We start from the raw sequence: 14,254 nt of genomic DNA on the forward strand, positions 1-14,254 counted from the left end.
TAACGGCGCCATTCGCCCTGGACCCGGTGAAACTCCGGGTGGCTCTTCTGGCCGCCGATCCGCCAGACAACGCAACAGCATCAAACCATAGCTTGCCGGACCTCCCGCCGGCCTGGTGCACTACTTTTGCGAAGAAAATCATGAAATTGACAATTGCCAGCTACAAACGCGAATGGTTCTCAAACATCCGCGGTGACGTCCTTTCGGGCATCGTCGTGGCGCTTGCCCTCATTCCGGAAGCAATCGGCTTCTCCGTAATCGCGGGCGTCGATCCGAAAGTCGGCTTGTTCGCCTCCTTTGCCATTGCCTGTGTTTCCGCCTTCGCCGGCGGCCGTCCGGGCATGATCTCGGCGGCGACCGCCGCCACCGCCGTGCTGATGGTGACCCTCGTCAAGGACCACGGCCTCGAATATCTCTTCGCTGCGACCCTGTTGATGGGCCTGATCCAGATCGCCGCCGGCTTCCTGAAACTCGGCCGGGTCATGCGTTTCGTGTCGCGCTCGGTCATTACCGGTTTCGTCAACGCACTGGCCATCCTGATCTTCATGGCGCAGCTTCCGGAACTGATCGGCGTACCGCATGTGACCTATGCGATGATCGCCGCCGGATTGGCGATCATTTATCTCTTTCCCTATCTCACGAAGGCGGTCCCGTCGCCTCTCGTCGCAATCGCCGTTCTGACCGCGGTCGCCTACTGGACCGGCATGGATATCCGCACGGTCGGCGATCTCGGCGAATTGCCATCGAGCCTGCCTATCCTCGCCCTGCCGCAGGTGCCGCTGACACTCGAGACGTTGCAGATCATCTTCCCCTATTCGGTCGCGCTCGCCGCCGTCGGGCTGCTCGAGTCGCTCCTGACCGCGCAGATCGTCGACGACATGACGGATACCACGAGCAGCAAGAGCCAGGAATGCATCGGCCAGGGGGCGAGCAACATCGCCTCCGGTCTGATCGGTGGGATGGGCGGCTGCGCCATGATCGGGCAGTCGGTCATCAATGTGACCTCCGGCGGACGCGGACGGCTCTCGACCTTCGTCGCCGGCGCGTTCCTCCTCTTCCTCATCCTCGTTCTCGATGAGCTCGTGCGGATCATTCCGATGGCGGCTCTGGTTGCCGTTATGATCATGGTGTCGATCGGCACATTCTCCTGGCGCTCGATCCTCGACCTTGGCCGCAATCCCCTGCCGTCCTCCGTCGTCATGCTGGCGACAGTCGTCACGACCGTCGGCACGCACGACCTCGCGAAGGGCGTCCTGGTCGGCGTGCTCCTCTCCGGAGTGTTCTTCGCCGGCAAGGTTGCACGCCTCTTCCATGTCCGCTCGACGCTCGACGAGACCGGCAAGGTGCGCACCTATCATGTCGACGGCGAGATCTTCTTTGCGTCGACCGAAGCGTTTATCGCTGCCTTCGATTTCGCCGAGCCCTTGGCGAAGGTCGTGATCGACATCAGCGAGGCGCATCTCTGGGACATCACGGCCGTCGGCGCCCTCGACAAAGTGGTTTTGAAATACCGCCGCCACGGCGTCTTCGTCGAGGTCATCGGCCTCAACGAAGCGAGCGCCCACATGCTCGACCGCTTCGCAGTGCATGACAAGAAGGAAGATGTGGCGGTGGCGGCGCCGGCCCACTAGACCAGATGACCCTGGGTCGATCGGACTCGGCCCAGGGCTCGGAACGAGGAAGCCCTGAAGCCGCCCCGACGGCGGGGATAAACGCCGCCACATTCACCTGCAAGCGAGAACAACATGCCGTTTTCGACCTTTCTCGTGAGAAACTGTCGCTGGCTGGCCGGCGGATTCCTGCTCTGCTTTTTCTCCTCCTTCGGGCAGACATTCTTCATCTCGCTCTCCGCAGGTGATATCCGACGGGAATACGGCCTCAGCCACGGCGCCTTCGGCATGCTGTACATGGGCGCCACCCTCCTGAGTGCGCTCACGCTTCCCCAACTCGGGCGGATCGTCGATCACATCCGGGCCTGCAATGTCCTCCTCATGACCCTGCCTGTGCTGGCGATCGCGACGATCTCAATGGGCTTTGCGTCGAATTGGGTTTGGCTCCTTGTGACGGTATACCTGCTGCGCCTCTTCGGGCAGGGCATGATGACTCATAACGCGATGACGGCCATGGCGCGCTGGTTTTCCGCGCAGCGTGGTCGTGCGGTTTCACTGGCAAGCCTCGGCAATCAGGCGGGCGAGGCGCTGTTTCCGCTCGCCTTGGTCGCGCTCGTACCCCTTGTCGGCTGGCGCAACACCTGGCTTCTCTCGGCCGCCGCCATCCTCCTCATCGGGTTGCCGGCCATCTATTTCCTCTTGCGGATCGAACGAATGCCAAGCGCCAGCGACGGCCCGGAACGCAGATCCGCATTGCGCGACTGGACACGCTCGGAGGTCCTTCGTGATCCTACCTTCTGGCTGGCGCTCCTGGGCGTACTCGCGCCGGGCTTCATCGCGACGACCATCTTCTTTCACCAGGTCTACCTCGTGGAATTGCGCCAATGGTCGATCGAGATCTTCGCAAGCGCGTTCATCGTCTCGTCATCGATGACCGTCGTCTCTTCCCTCATGAGCGGCTATCTGGTCGACCGCTACTCGGCCGTCGACATTCTCCCCTTCTATCTCGTGCCGCTCTCCGCCGCCTGCTTCGTCCTGGCCTTTGTCGACGCGCAGTGGAGCGCCTTCGTCTTCATGGGACTGCTCGGCGTATCTCTCGGTTCTTCGACGACGCTGTTCGGGGCGCTGTGGCCGGAGATCTACGGCATCAAGCATCTCGGAAGCATTAGGGCCATCATCGTCGCGCTGATGGTGTTCGGCACTGCTATGGGGCCGGGTCTCACCGGATTTCTCATCGATGCGGGCGTGCCCTATCCGTGGCAGATCGCGGCCATGGGTGTCTATTGCCTGCTCGGCGTCCTGCTGATGAACGCCGTCAGGACCGAAGTTCGGGCGAGGAATACCCTGCCGTCGCCTAAGGTCGCGTGACGATTGCGAACAGCTACCCGAATGATCTTCCACTTACTGTTGCGGCCGTGGATATTGCCGGGCCAGTTGCGTAAGATTGAGTCATGTCGCGACTGCTGATCATCATCGGCCTCGTTATCGTCGCCGTCGGGCTCCTCTGGCCGTGGCTCACGCGCGTCGGCCTTGGGCGGCTCCCAGGCGACATCATGATCGAGCGCGGGAATTTCACCCTCTACATCCCGATCACCACCGGGCTTCTACTCAGCGTCCTCCTCTCCGTCACTCTTTGGCTGGTCAATCGCTAGCCCGAGCACATACGCCAGGGTAGCCATTAGACTGTCTGTCGCCTACTGCATGTCTCCTTAAATCGACCTCGATTTAAGGAAAAAGACATGCAGCGATGAAAGGGCTACAGCGACCTTTGCGCGTCTGATGAGACGCGCGGCGCTGCAGGATTGCACCGACGAAGCGGCTGCGCGCAAACCTTTGCCTTGGGATGCCGAGCATTGCCGGGGAACCGGCGTCGTTCCAGCGGCGTTTCGGTTTTACGGCGGAGCGCGGATCCGCCCATTGCATTCGCGCGCTGACGCAGGTGCCTTTGCAGCCGGACAGGTCAGCAAGATGGACAAGCAGACGAAGTTCAACATCTGGTACTGGATAGCGGCCATTTTCGCGCTGATGCTGTTTCAGTACATCTTCACCACCGCAACGCAAGTGGCGCAGATTCCCTACAGCCAATTCGAGACCTATCTCGAAGGGGGCAAGATCGCCGAAGTTGCCGTTTCGGACCAATATATCCAGGGCACGTTCAAGACCCCGCAGGACGGCAAACCGATGTTCATCACGACCCGGGTCGAGCCGGGTATCGCGGCGCAACTGCAGGAACACGGGGTCGTCGTCAGCGGTCAGGTCGAGAGCACCTTCCTTCGCGACCTGCTTTCCTGGGTCCTGCCGGCCGTGGTCTTCATCGGCATCTGGATGTTCGTGCTGCGGCGGATGGCCGGCGGGATGGGCGGCGGCCTGATGCAGATCGGCAAATCGAAGGCGAGGATCTATGTCCAGACTGACACGGGCGTGACGTTCAAGGACGTCGCCGGCGTCGACGAGGCGAAGGACGAGTTGAAGGAAATCGTCGACTTCCTCAAGGACCCAAAGGGCTATGGACGCCTTGGCGGGCGGATGCCGAAAGGCGTCCTGCTGGTCGGGCCGCCCGGTACCGGCAAGACGCTTCTTGCACGAGCCGTCGCCGGTGAAGCCGGCGTGCCGTTCTTCTCCATTTCCGGTTCGGAATTCGTGGAAATGTTCGTCGGCGTCGGCGCCGCCCGGGTGCGCGATCTCTTCGAGCAGGCCCGGTCGAAGGCTCCCGCGATCATCTTCATCGACGAGCTCGATGCGCTCGGCCGCGCCCGCGGCATCGGCCCGATGGCCGGAGGACATGACGAGAAGGAGCAGACCCTCAACCAATTGCTGGTCGAGCTCGACGGCTTCGATCCCTCGACCGGGCTTGTGCTGCTTGCCGCCACCAACCGGCCGGAGATCCTTGATCCGGCGCTCCTGCGCGCCGGGCGCTTCGACCGCCAGGTCCTCGTCGACCGCCCCGACAAGCAGGGCCGCGTGCAGATCCTCAACGTTCACCTGAAGAAGGCGAAGCTTGCGGCCGACGTGCAGCCGGAGCAAATCGCGGCGCTGACGCCAGGCTTCACCGGTGCGGACCTCGCCAATCTCGTCAATGAGGCAACGCTTCTTGCAACCAGACGCAAAGGCGATGCGGTCACAATGGACGATTTCAACAATGCGGTCGAACGCATCATAGCGGGCCTCGAGAAGCGCAACCGGCTGCTCAATCCGCGGGAGCGCGAGATCGTCGCGTATCACGAAATGGGCCACGCACTGGTGGCGATGGCGCTACCGGGCGTCGATCCCGTGCACAAGGTCTCGATCATTCCGCGCGGCATCGGTTCGCTCGGCTACACGATCCAGCGGCCGACGGAGGATCGGTTCCTGATGACGAAGGAGGAACTGGAAAGCAAGATGGCGGTACTGCTCGGCGGACGCGCCGCCGAGTGGCTGGTCTTCGGCCATCTTTCGACGGGGGCATCCGACGATCTCGTCAAGGTGACCGACATCGCCCGGGCCATTGTTGCTCGCTATGGCATGACGGAGAAACTCGGCCATGTCGCGCTCGAGCGCGATCGCCGGTCGCTGCTGACACCCGATCCCGTCTACCAAGGCCCCAGCGAGCGGGATTATTCCGAAAAGACCGCAGCAATCCTCGATGAAGAAGTCCGTAGAATCGTCGACAATGCATTCGAGCGCACTGTCGCGCTGCTCAAGGAGCGGCGTGCTCTTTTGGAGCGGTCGGCCAAGCTTCTTCTCGAGCGGGAGACAATCACCGAAGACGAGCTGCGCAGCCTCGCCGATGGTCGAGACCAGCCGGCGACGGAAACCGTCGCCCGGCAGGCCTGAGCCTCCACGCCCGAGAATTGACGCGCAGCTGGTCCTGCCTGCGGACCTGCCGCAGCGTCCCCGGCAGGAACGAATCCATTCGCGCAAGGTTAGAAGCTACCGCCGAGCAGAGACATTCGAAGGACTTGAGATGACCGATCCGCTCTATAAACCGTCCCCCGCGGCGCCCACCGAGCCCTCCGTACTCGTGGCGGTCAACAGGGTCTCCTGGCCGGCAATTTTCGCCGGCGTTGCGTTGGCGCTCGCGGTGCAGCTTCTTCTAAACCTGCTTGGGGTCGGCGTCGGCGCGGCCGTTTTCGATCTTGATGGAGGCGGGAGCGTCTCGATCGCAAGCGGCCTCTGGTTTGCGCTTTCAGGCGTAATCGCAGCCCTGACCGGCGGTTTCGCGGCAAGCCGTCTCTCGGGCCGGGCCGGCACGACGACCGGCGTCCTTCATGGCCTGACTGCCTGGGCGGTGACGACGCTGATCGTCGTCTACCTGTTGAGCACATCCGCGGGCGCCCTGGTCGGCGGAGCACTGGGTGGCCTCTCCGCCGTGGTGGGCGATGCCGGCCGCACCGTCGAGACCGCAGAGACGGCCGCAGCCATGGTTTCGACCGGCGCCTTCTTCGGTTTTTTCTCCCTGCTGCTCGGCGCTGTGGCCGCCTGGATCGGCGGTTGGTGGGGCGTGCGCCGCCTGGAAGTCATGTCGGAGATATCGTGATTTCGCTTTGCCGATTAGATTATTGCCCGGTCCCAGCCGCCATAGTGCTCTTCGCTGCGCGTGCCACGCGGCAGGCTGAGTAGGATGAGCGCCAACCCGATCGCCATATCCGAGACGATGGCGACCATCCCGCCCCCCGAAAGCAGGAAGGGCGATGCCGCAACCCACGCGCCGAGTGCCACGTTCAGAAAACGCAAGGGCCGGACGACCTCCGCCATCGCCGTGACCGCGATCATGATCACGAGACAGCCGACGACGTGGTCGCTGTGATAGAGCGGCGGTTCGCTGCCGAAGATCAACGGCGTCGCCAGCAATACGACCCCGAGCAGAACGCTTGCGACCAGTGTCCAGGGAAAATTCACGCCTCCGGTGACGAATTCCCTGATCACCTCGGCTGCCGGTCGATCGAGATCCAGTCCCGGAGTCTGGTTTTCCGAGAGCGCCGGACCGCCCGCCCAGAACGTCCGCCAGAAGGGTTCGCCCGCCCGCTTCGCCCGCCACAGATACTGCACAGCCGCCAGCACCTCGTCGACCGAATAGGGGATCAACACGACGGTGACGGCCGCCTGAATGATGCAGAGCGTACACAAGGCGCCGATCAGCGGCGGTTGAATGATGATGAACGAGACGCTGACGGCGCCGAGCGGGATGATCAGCAGGCCGAAGAGCAGCACCATCCATGGCATGGTGCGCCACCGCCGGCGGTCGCCGATTGAACCGGCAAGAATGTCAAGCGCATAGGCGAAAGCACCAAGGCCCGCATCGGCGATCGGGAAACCCTTCGACACCCACGATGTCACAACCGCCTCGCTGCCATTGTCGGTCGGAGCCCCGCCCGGCCCGAAGATCGGATCCCATAGGCCGTCGATATGCCCCATCTGATAGGCAGCGAGATAGCGTGAGACGAAGAGGCCGACGAAAGCGAGTGCGACGATCGGCATGCGCTGGGTGAAGGAGGAAGGCGAATAGCTCCACCCGAGCGGGCGGTCGTCGTCGGCCGCGAGCGCCCGCCGGCTGATCCCTGGGGTTGGCGGGATCATCACGGCGAAGACCGGGATCAGCATGCCGACGAGCGTATCGAGAGCATAGGCGGCGGCACTCGTGGTCCAGAAGACGAGGGGCGCGAACATGATCCAGACGCCGATGCCGGAAGTGATCCATTGGGCCCAGGACCAGCGCCGGTACATGCCCAGAAAAGCAAAGGTTATGACGAGCAGGCCGGAGACGATTTCGCTCATGCCCAGGCGCGCGTTGCGGATCGAGGCGTCGGCAAGCTCGTGTCCGAGCGCGGGCGGGGGAGGAACCTCGACGGGATCGAAGAGGCCGAGCGTCATCGGCGAGGCGAGGAGCCACAGGCCCAGTGCCACATTTGCCAGGGGCGCCCAAAGCGTAAACAGGCGGTGGCGCTCGATGGCGGCCTCGACCTCTTCGTCGCCGCGCTCGAGCGGCTCGCGAAGCCGCCTTCCGGCCTGCTCGATCTCGGGCGTCGTAGCAGCGACGGCGAAAGGCTCCAGCTTGTTCCTTTGATACCAGTCGGTCGGGTCTTTTTTCAGCCGCCGGGTCATCTCCGGCAGGGTGCCGACGAGGCTTCGCCTCGGCTCCCACCCCAGGAGCGCCCGAGCGCGGGAGATGTCGATCTCGTAATGATCGTCGGCACTCTCGATCATCCAGGGCTTGATGTCGGTATCCTGGTCGAGCACCTCCGCCTGTATCCAGGCGCCGGCCTTGGCGAGCCCCTGAGGCAGAACGTAGGTGCGCCAATCCTCCCCGTGAATGAGTTTCCCGAAGGTTCCCTGCAACTCGCCATAGGAGAGGGTTTGCTCTTCGCCGATCAGCATCACGCTTTCGTCGGGCAGTTCGGCTCGGCGATCGACGGCGCGCACGAAAGCATCGACGAGATCGTCCTTGTGCAGGTAAGGCTGCCCCGCCTCAAGGTCGCCGCTGAACAGATAGGCCGTCGGGAGCCGCTCGAAGATGCGGGCGATCTGCTGCGCGATGAAGGCGGCGCGACAATCCTCGTCATAGACGCCGGCAAGCCGCAGGATGACCGCCTTGATGCTGCCGCGTTCCCTGGCGATCACCGCTTCAGTCTCCGCCTTCGACTGCGGATAGGCCCAAGCGGGATCGAGCGGTGAGTCCTCATCGATAGACACACCCTTCTGCGGGCTCGGCGCATGGACGAGCAGGGTGCTGGAAAAGATGAATTGCTCCGTGTCGAGGCTCTTCAATCCGGCGAGCAGGCGGCGCGTCCCGTCGACGTTGACAGCCTTGTATTTCGGGTTGTCCTCGCCCGTCGTGTCGTAATAGGCGGCGAGATGGATCACGGAGGCCAGGCGCCCGCCGCTGCGGTCACGTACCGCCTCGACCGCCTCCTTCACGCTCTCGTCGGAGGTGAGATCGATCTCGATCGTTTCGAAGTTCTGCTGTGCCTTCTTCGGCGATGCCACGTCGAAGCCGATCACTGCGTATCGCTCTTTGAGGCCGCGGGCGATGGCCTGTCCGAGGAAGCCGCTCGAACCGGTGATGAGCACAGTCGGACGAGTAGTCTCTGTCGGCATCTGGAAACCTTTGCGGGAGTTCGTTTCGCAAACGTCTCATCAGACGGGAAGTTCCGCCTGTTCTGCGGCTTAGGCAGCCGCCGCCGGGAACAAGAGGAGGCTCTCGGCAATTGTTGCAGGTGAGATCGTGCCGGCCGTCGATTGAATGCATCCCGCCTTCGACGCCGCCTCACAACAGGAGTATTGCAATGAAGATTGCACAAATAGCCCCTCTTGCAGAAAGGGTTCCCCCAAAACTTTACGGCGGAACGGAACGCATTGTTTATTGCCTTACCGAAGAGCTCGTGAAGCTCGGCCATGACGTTACCCTGTTTGCGAGCGGCGACTCGATCACGAGTGCCGAGCTCGTGCGCTGTTGCGACGTCGCACTCAGGTTGAATTCGGACGTCAAGGACTTCCTCCCCTACACTATCGTCCAGTTGGAAGAAGTCGGCCGGCGCGCGAATGAATTCGACGTCCTGCATTTTCACATCGACCTCGTGCACTTTCCGCTCGTCAGGGATTTTGCCGATCGCACAGTCACCACCCTGCACACGCGTCTCGATCTGCCGGATCTCAAGCCTTTCTACCGCGCCTTTCCGGACGTTCCGCTGGTGTCGATTTCGCATGACCAGCGGCGACCAATCTCGCCGGTCAACTGGAGAGGCACCGTCTACCACGGTCTCGATCGCAAGCTGCTGCCGTTCAAGGACAAGCCCGACGGCAACTATCTGGCATTCCTCGGGCGCATCTCGCCGGAAAAGGGGCCCGACCGGGCGATCGAGATAGCGACGCGGGCCGGAATGCCGCTGAAGATGGCTGCGAAGGTGGACGCCCAGGACCGCGCCTATTGGGAGGCGGTCGTCAAGCCACTTGTCGAGCGCCATCCCAACGTCGAATTCATCGGTGAGATCGACGAGCGGCAGAAGGCGGATTTCCTCGGCGAAGCAGCGGCGCTGCTGTTCCCCATCGAATGGCCGGAGCCCTTCGGTCTTGTAATGATCGAAGCCATGGCTTGCGGCACTCCCGTACTTGGTTTCCGCTACGGCGCAGCCCCCGAAGTCATCGAAGATGGCGTATCCGGTATACTGGTCGACACGGTCGCGGAAGCGGTCGACAAACTGGGGCTAGCGCTCGCGCTCGATAGACGAAAGGTGCGGGCAGCTTTCGAGCGGCGCTTCACCGCGGAGCGCATGACGCGCGACTACTTGGACATCTATCGTGCGCTTCCGGGCGTCCGTGCGCGGGAACGCGTGGAACAAGCAATAAGGGAAAGGGAGGTGGCACCGCGCCCACGGGAAAGGCAGGACCTGCCGGCGGAGGAACCGAGAATCTGGCCGGCCACCCCAGGTGCCGCGGTGCCGGTGATGCTTGATCCGTCTGGCGCCGCCGGAGACGCGATCGGGCATCGCTCCGGCCGGTAGGTGGCGTTGCCCGGCTGGAGCGCGATGCGCTCACATGCGCTCGCGACCCCTAAAACCTCTACTGCATGTCTCCTTAAATCGACCTCGATTTAAGGACAAAGACATGCAGCATTTCAAGGTGCGACAGCGACCTTTGCGCGTCTGATAAGACGCGCGGCGCTGTAGCCGGCGCAGGACCGCGTTAATGCGGCGGCCGCTCGGCCACTTTGTCCGGCGCCGCCTGGGAACCGAACGGTCGCCGTAATCTTCTCGACGCGATCATCCCCCTCGTGGGTCGGCGGTATTGACAGGATCGCCGACCTACTTGTAATGAGCGCATCGGTAATGGAATCTACCGGGCGTCAGGCCGAACCGCTTCCCAGTCGAAGCTGATGACTCCTACTCATTGTCGCTGAGCGAGAGAGTAGAGTCGTGCCTGAGCCGAGCCAAACTGCCCCCCGCTGTGCCTCCCCGCCTGTTGCTTCTCACTGGGATGATATCCAATCGCGGGATTATGCGCGCTCCGACGAGCCAAGCACCCGTGACGGCGTGAACATTGAAAAGCATAGCTCCAACAAGGTGTTATTGATGCCCTATCTCATCGTTTTTATTGGCGCCGGGTTGGGTGGCGCGATGCGCCACGGCGTCAACCAGATCGCCGCACGCATGCTCGGCGTCGCCTTTCCCTATGGGACTCTAACGGTGAACGTTCTCGGCTCCCTGGCGATGGGGCTGCTTGCCGAATACTTCGCCTTGAAGAGCGAACTGCCGCAGGAGGTCCGGCTGTTCCTGACGACCGGTTTTCTCGGCGGCTTCACCACCTTCTCCACCTTCTCGCTCGACACGATCAGCCTTTGGGAGCGCGGCCAGTGGCTCGCGGCGGCAAGCTACGCCGCTACGTCAGTCGCCTTCTCGCTCCTCGGTCTCGTTGCCGGCCTGGTGCTCGTTCGCCTGCTCGTGCAAGGGCAGGCGGCCTGAAGAAGCATCAAAGCTCGGTTCGCCTCTGCCGCAAACCGAGGCGGGCGATTTTTTCGTTGAGCGTGCGGTGAGGAATGCCTAGCCTTGCGGCCGCTTTGGCGGTGTTGCCTTCGCTCTCCTCGATCGCCCGTCGGATCAGATCGGCCTCGTACGCCGCCAATTGTTCGGGCAGGCTCGCGGCATCGCCAGTCGACGGACCCTCGTCGCCCGAAAAGGCCTCGTTTAGGCCGAGCGCGAAGCGTTCGGCGTGCGCCTTGAGTTCGCGAACATTGCCGCGCCAGTCCTCCTGCCGCAGCCGCGCCATGAGATCAGCGGATATGCTTCGCTCGGCGCGGCCGTAGCGATGAGCGGCAAGCGAGGCGAAGTGGCCGAACAGCAGGCCGATATCTTCCTTGCGGTTTCTAAGCGGCGGTATCCGCACGTCGACGGTCGCAAGCCGATAGAAGAGGTCTTCGCGAAAGCGCCCGGCAGCGATCTCCCCGGAGAGGTCGCTCTTCGCGGCCGCGACGATCCGTATGTCGACCGGTCGCAGGCGGTTTTCGCCGAGCCTCTCGATCGTCCGCTCCTGCAGCACCCGCAGGATCTTCGCCTGCAGGGCCAGGGGCATGGATTCGATCTCGTCCAGGAAGACGGTTCCGCCCGCGGCATGTTCGAACTTGCCCTCCCTGTCCGAAAGCGCACCGGTGAAGGCCCCCTTCGCATGGCCGAAGACCTCGCTTTCGAAGATGCTTTCGGGCAGCGCCGCGCAATTGATCGCGACGAAAGGTCCGGCGGACCTGCGGCTTTGCCGATGCAGCGACCGCGCGACGAGTTCCTTGCCGGTGCCGGTCTCGCCGATGATCAGGACGTCGATATCGACGTCCGCGAGCGTCCGGACACGGTTGCGGAGATCCCGGATAGCCGGACTGTCGCCGACGATCTCGGCGCCGCCACCCTCCCGAACGAGCCCTTGAAGGCGGCCGATCTCCCGTTTCATCCGGCGCTTCTCGACGGCCTTATCGAGAATGGAAAGAAGATGATCGGCATCGTAGGGCTTCTCGATGAAGTCCTCGGCCCCCTGCTTCATCGCCTTGACCGCCAGCGTGACGTCACCATGGGCGGTCATCAGAATGACCGGCACGTCGCTCCGCTGCCGGACGATCGAATTCAACAGCGTCATGCCGTCGACGCCCGGCATGCGGATGTCGGTGACGACGACGTCCGGATCCTCGCGCATCACCTGCTGGTACGCCTCCTCGGGGCGAGGAAAGGCGGACACGGTGAAACCGCTGACCTCGAGCCAATCGGCGGCAGCCTTCAGGAGGTCGCCATCATCGTCGACGAGGAGAATTCGTCCGCGGCTCATTGCGCCGCCTCGAGCGGCAGGGCGGGGCGATTGTCAAGCGGCATCGAAACGGTCGCCATCGTGCCGCCACCGGGGGCTTCCGCAAATATCAACTCACCGCCGAATTCCTGAACGATCGCGGTAGCGATGGAAAGGCCAAGGCCAAGGCCCTCGCCCGTCAGCTTGGTGGTGAAGAATGGCTCTGCGATGCGGTCGCGATGTTCCGGCGCGATGCCCGAGCCGTTGTCGATTACGGCGACCGACACCCGGCCGGCCTCCACTGCCCGCCGTACGGTGATCGACGGGGTCTGCCTGCCCTCGACCGCGTCGAGCGCATTCAAAATCAGATTGAGCATCACCTGTTCGAGCTTGACCGCGACGGCCGTCACGACCGGGGCCGGTCCCTCGGCCTCGAGTGCTGGCGTGAGGCCGAGCGTCTTTGCCCTTGGCACTGCCAGATCGATCGCATTGCGGATGACGGTATCGATGTTGACCGCCTCAAGATCGGAGGCGTCCTTGCGGGCAAAGGTCTTCAGATGCTTGACCGTCCGCTGCATCCGTTTGACGAGGGCACGCGCATCCAGGAGCCGCTCGCCGACCTTGTCCGCCGCCTCCTTCTCGGCCAGGACGCCGGCGGTCGCGAGCGTCGTTTCGAGCGCCGCGAGCGGCTGGCTCACCTCGTGCACGATCGCCGTCGACATGCGGCCGAGGGCCGCCATCTTCTCGGAATGGATGAGCCCTTCCTGCGCGCGGCGAAGCTCGTCCTCCGTGCGCCTGCGCATGTCGATCTCGCGGGCGAGGTCCTGCGTGCGCTCCGCCACCTTCTGCTCGAGCATCTCGCTGTGGCGCAGCCGCATCCGGATCAGGAGTGTGCGCTGGTGGAGAAAATAGAGCGTGCCGGTCGAGACAAGGCCGGCGATCAGGACGGCGAGCGCCCAGAAACCCGCTACCTTGCCGGTGTCCGCGGTGCTCGTGGCGGCCAGCACCAGCCAACCGTCCGGCTCGACGCGCGAGAACCTCGCCAGCAGTTGCTGACCGCCCTGCTCCACTTGTAGCGCCGGCGCATCCGTCTCGCCCGCCGGCGGCGTCACGCTTTGCGGCAGGATCGGCGCCGTCGCGCCGAGATCTGCGCCATCGTAAGTCCGCTCTTTCCGAAGCCGCTCAAGGGCTTCAGCGGAAAGCGCAGACAGCGGCCGGTACTTCCAGTCCGGATTGCCCGAAAGGAAGACGATGCCCCATCGGTCGGCGATCGCGGTCTGAACGCCGGCCGCCTTCCAGGCCACTTCGAGCGGCAGCAGATCGGCCTTGACGACCACGACGATTGGCGGGTGGCCGGGCACGTCGATCCGCGACGTCAGGAAATAGCCGGGCTTCCTGGTGGTAACGCCGATTGCGTAATAGCGTCCCTCGCCGGTCAGAAGCGCATCCTGGAAATACGGCCTGAAGCTGTAGTCGTGGCCGACGAAGCTTTCGGGCGTTGCGAAATTGCTGGCGGCAAGCGCGATGCCGCGGTCGTCGAGCACGTAGAGCTCCGCAGCGCCGGCCTGTTTCACCACGGTCTGGAGATAGAGGTTCGCCGCCGCGAGAGCGGCCGCGCTTCGCTTGCGGTCGGCAAGGGCGCGTATGCGGGCATCCTCGCCTATGACGAGCGGCAGATAGCGGAAGCGCTCGATTTCTGTGGCGATCCCTCTGTTTGTGAGGACCAGGCTGCGCTGAAGCTGACCCTCGAGTGCGCTGATCGCGGCACCGCCTGCCAGGTGATAGGCGACGAACGGCAAGATGCAGGTAAGGACCAGCATCAGCACCGTCATTCTGCCGATATTGCGCATCATTGCCGAGCCGGCCTGCCTGCCGCGGGTTTCGTTAGATTGGAATCGATGCATCGA

10 protein-coding genes, 1 riboswitch and 1 other annotated feature are annotated in these 14,254 nt (G+C 63.4%); of the genes, 7 read left to right on the top strand and 3 right to left on the bottom strand.

The features are described from left to right. Nucleotides 1-16: 16 nt before the first annotated feature. Nucleotides 17-72 (top strand) — a sequence feature (sul1 is cis-regulatory element that is thought to sense ions involved in sulfur or methionine metabolism; They are found in Alphaproteobacteria). Nucleotides 73-140: 68 nt separating this feature from the next. From J2Z31_RS01750 to J2Z31_RS01770, 5 genes are all read left to right on the top strand, one after another. Beyond that, nucleotides 141-1,631 carry a SulP family inorganic anion transporter gene (locus J2Z31_RS01750; protein WP_209600153.1) on the top strand — a complete coding sequence of 497 codons (1,491 nt, stop codon included), beginning with the start codon at nucleotides 141-143 and terminating at the stop codon, nucleotides 1,629-1,631. 114 nt (nucleotides 1,632-1,745) lie between these two features. Continuing rightward, nucleotides 1,746-2,978 (top strand): MFS transporter, encoded by a 1,233-nt coding sequence (locus J2Z31_RS01755; protein WP_209600154.1) that lies wholly within the window; start codon nucleotides 1,746-1,748, stop codon nucleotides 2,976-2,978. Between the two features lie 83 nt (nucleotides 2,979-3,061). After that, nucleotides 3,062-3,262, top strand: a complete 201-nt coding sequence (locus tag J2Z31_RS01760; protein WP_209600155.1) for a DUF2905 domain-containing protein — start codon at nucleotides 3,062-3,064, stop codon at nucleotides 3,260-3,262. Between the two features lie 316 nt (nucleotides 3,263-3,578). Then, a complete protein-coding gene (gene ftsH / locus J2Z31_RS01765) occupies nucleotides 3,579-5,423 on the top strand; it encodes an ATP-dependent zinc metalloprotease FtsH (protein ID WP_209600156.1) in 1,845 nt (614 codons plus the stop codon). Nucleotides 5,424-5,553: 130 nt separating this feature from the next. Then, a complete protein-coding gene (locus J2Z31_RS01770; protein ID WP_209600157.1) occupies nucleotides 5,554-6,126 on the top strand; it encodes a hypothetical protein in 573 nt (190 codons plus the stop codon). 14 nt (nucleotides 6,127-6,140) lie between these two features. Here J2Z31_RS01770 and J2Z31_RS01775 read toward each other — a convergent pair whose 3' ends face one another. Then, complete coding sequence (locus J2Z31_RS01775) at nucleotides 6,141-8,684, bottom strand: NAD-dependent epimerase/dehydratase family protein (RefSeq protein ID WP_209600158.1); 2,544 nt, start codon at nucleotides 8,682-8,684, stop codon at nucleotides 6,141-6,143. Between the two features lie 188 nt (nucleotides 8,685-8,872). Here J2Z31_RS01775 and J2Z31_RS01780 point away from each other — a divergent pair, with 188 nt between their 5' ends. Together J2Z31_RS01780 and crcB are read left to right on the top strand one after the other, a co-directional pair. Continuing rightward, a complete protein-coding gene (locus J2Z31_RS01780) occupies nucleotides 8,873-10,087 on the top strand; it encodes a glycosyltransferase family 4 protein (protein WP_209600159.1) in 1,215 nt (404 codons plus the stop codon). 311 nt (nucleotides 10,088-10,398) lie between these two features. Beyond that, a riboswitch (Fluoride riboswitch) is annotated at nucleotides 10,399-10,475 on the top strand. A gap of 179 nt (nucleotides 10,476-10,654) precedes the next feature. Further along, nucleotides 10,655-11,044, top strand: a complete 390-nt coding sequence (gene crcB / locus J2Z31_RS01785; RefSeq protein WP_209600160.1) for a fluoride efflux transporter CrcB — start codon at nucleotides 10,655-10,657, stop codon at nucleotides 11,042-11,044. Between the two features lie 7 nt (nucleotides 11,045-11,051). Here the strand turns inward: crcB and J2Z31_RS01790 are convergent, their stop codons facing one another. Together J2Z31_RS01790 and J2Z31_RS01795 are read right to left on the bottom strand one after the other, a co-directional pair. Next, nucleotides 11,052-12,389, bottom strand: coding sequence for a sigma-54-dependent transcriptional regulator (locus J2Z31_RS01790; RefSeq protein ID WP_209600161.1), 1,338 nt, complete (start codon nucleotides 12,387-12,389; stop codon nucleotides 11,052-11,054). Continuing rightward, nucleotides 12,386-14,251, bottom strand: a complete 1,866-nt coding sequence (locus J2Z31_RS01795) for a sensor histidine kinase (protein ID WP_209600162.1) — start codon at nucleotides 14,249-14,251, stop codon at nucleotides 12,386-12,388. The genes J2Z31_RS01790 and J2Z31_RS01795 overlap by 4 nt, the downstream gene beginning before the upstream one ends. Nucleotides 14,252-14,254: the final 3 nt, after the last annotated feature.

Source organism: Sinorhizobium kostiense (assembly GCF_017874595.1).
In the GTDB taxonomy this organism is placed as follows: Bacteria; Pseudomonadota; Alphaproteobacteria; order Rhizobiales; family Rhizobiaceae; genus Sinorhizobium; species Sinorhizobium kostiense.

Bases quoted from the DNA above. Each gene is read 5' to 3' on its own strand.
- J2Z31_RS01750 (WP_209600153.1), top strand. From the start codon at position 141: ATGAAATTGACAATTGCCAGCTACAAACGCGAATGGTTCTCAAACATC.
- J2Z31_RS01755 (WP_209600154.1), top strand. From the start codon at position 1,746: ATGCCGTTTTCGACCTTTCTCGTGAGAAACTGTCGCTGGCTGGCCGGC.
- J2Z31_RS01760 (WP_209600155.1), top strand. From the start codon at position 3,062: ATGTCGCGACTGCTGATCATCATCGGCCTCGTTATCGTCGCCGTCGGG.
- ftsH (WP_209600156.1), top strand. From the start codon at position 3,579: ATGGACAAGCAGACGAAGTTCAACATCTGGTACTGGATAGCGGCCATT.
- J2Z31_RS01770 (WP_209600157.1), top strand. From the start codon at position 5,554: ATGACCGATCCGCTCTATAAACCGTCCCCCGCGGCGCCCACCGAGCCC.
- J2Z31_RS01775 (WP_209600158.1), bottom strand. From the start codon at position 8,684: ATGCCGACAGAGACTACTCGTCCGACTGTGCTCATCACCGGTTCGAGC.
- J2Z31_RS01780 (WP_209600159.1), top strand. From the start codon at position 8,873: ATGAAGATTGCACAAATAGCCCCTCTTGCAGAAAGGGTTCCCCCAAAA.
- crcB (WP_209600160.1), top strand. From the start codon at position 10,655: ATGCCCTATCTCATCGTTTTTATTGGCGCCGGGTTGGGTGGCGCGATG.
- J2Z31_RS01790 (WP_209600161.1), bottom strand. From the start codon at position 12,389: ATGAGCCGCGGACGAATTCTCCTCGTCGACGATGATGGCGACCTCCTG.
- J2Z31_RS01795 (WP_209600162.1), bottom strand. From the start codon at position 14,251: ATGCATCGATTCCAATCTAACGAAACCCGCGGCAGGCAGGCCGGCTCG.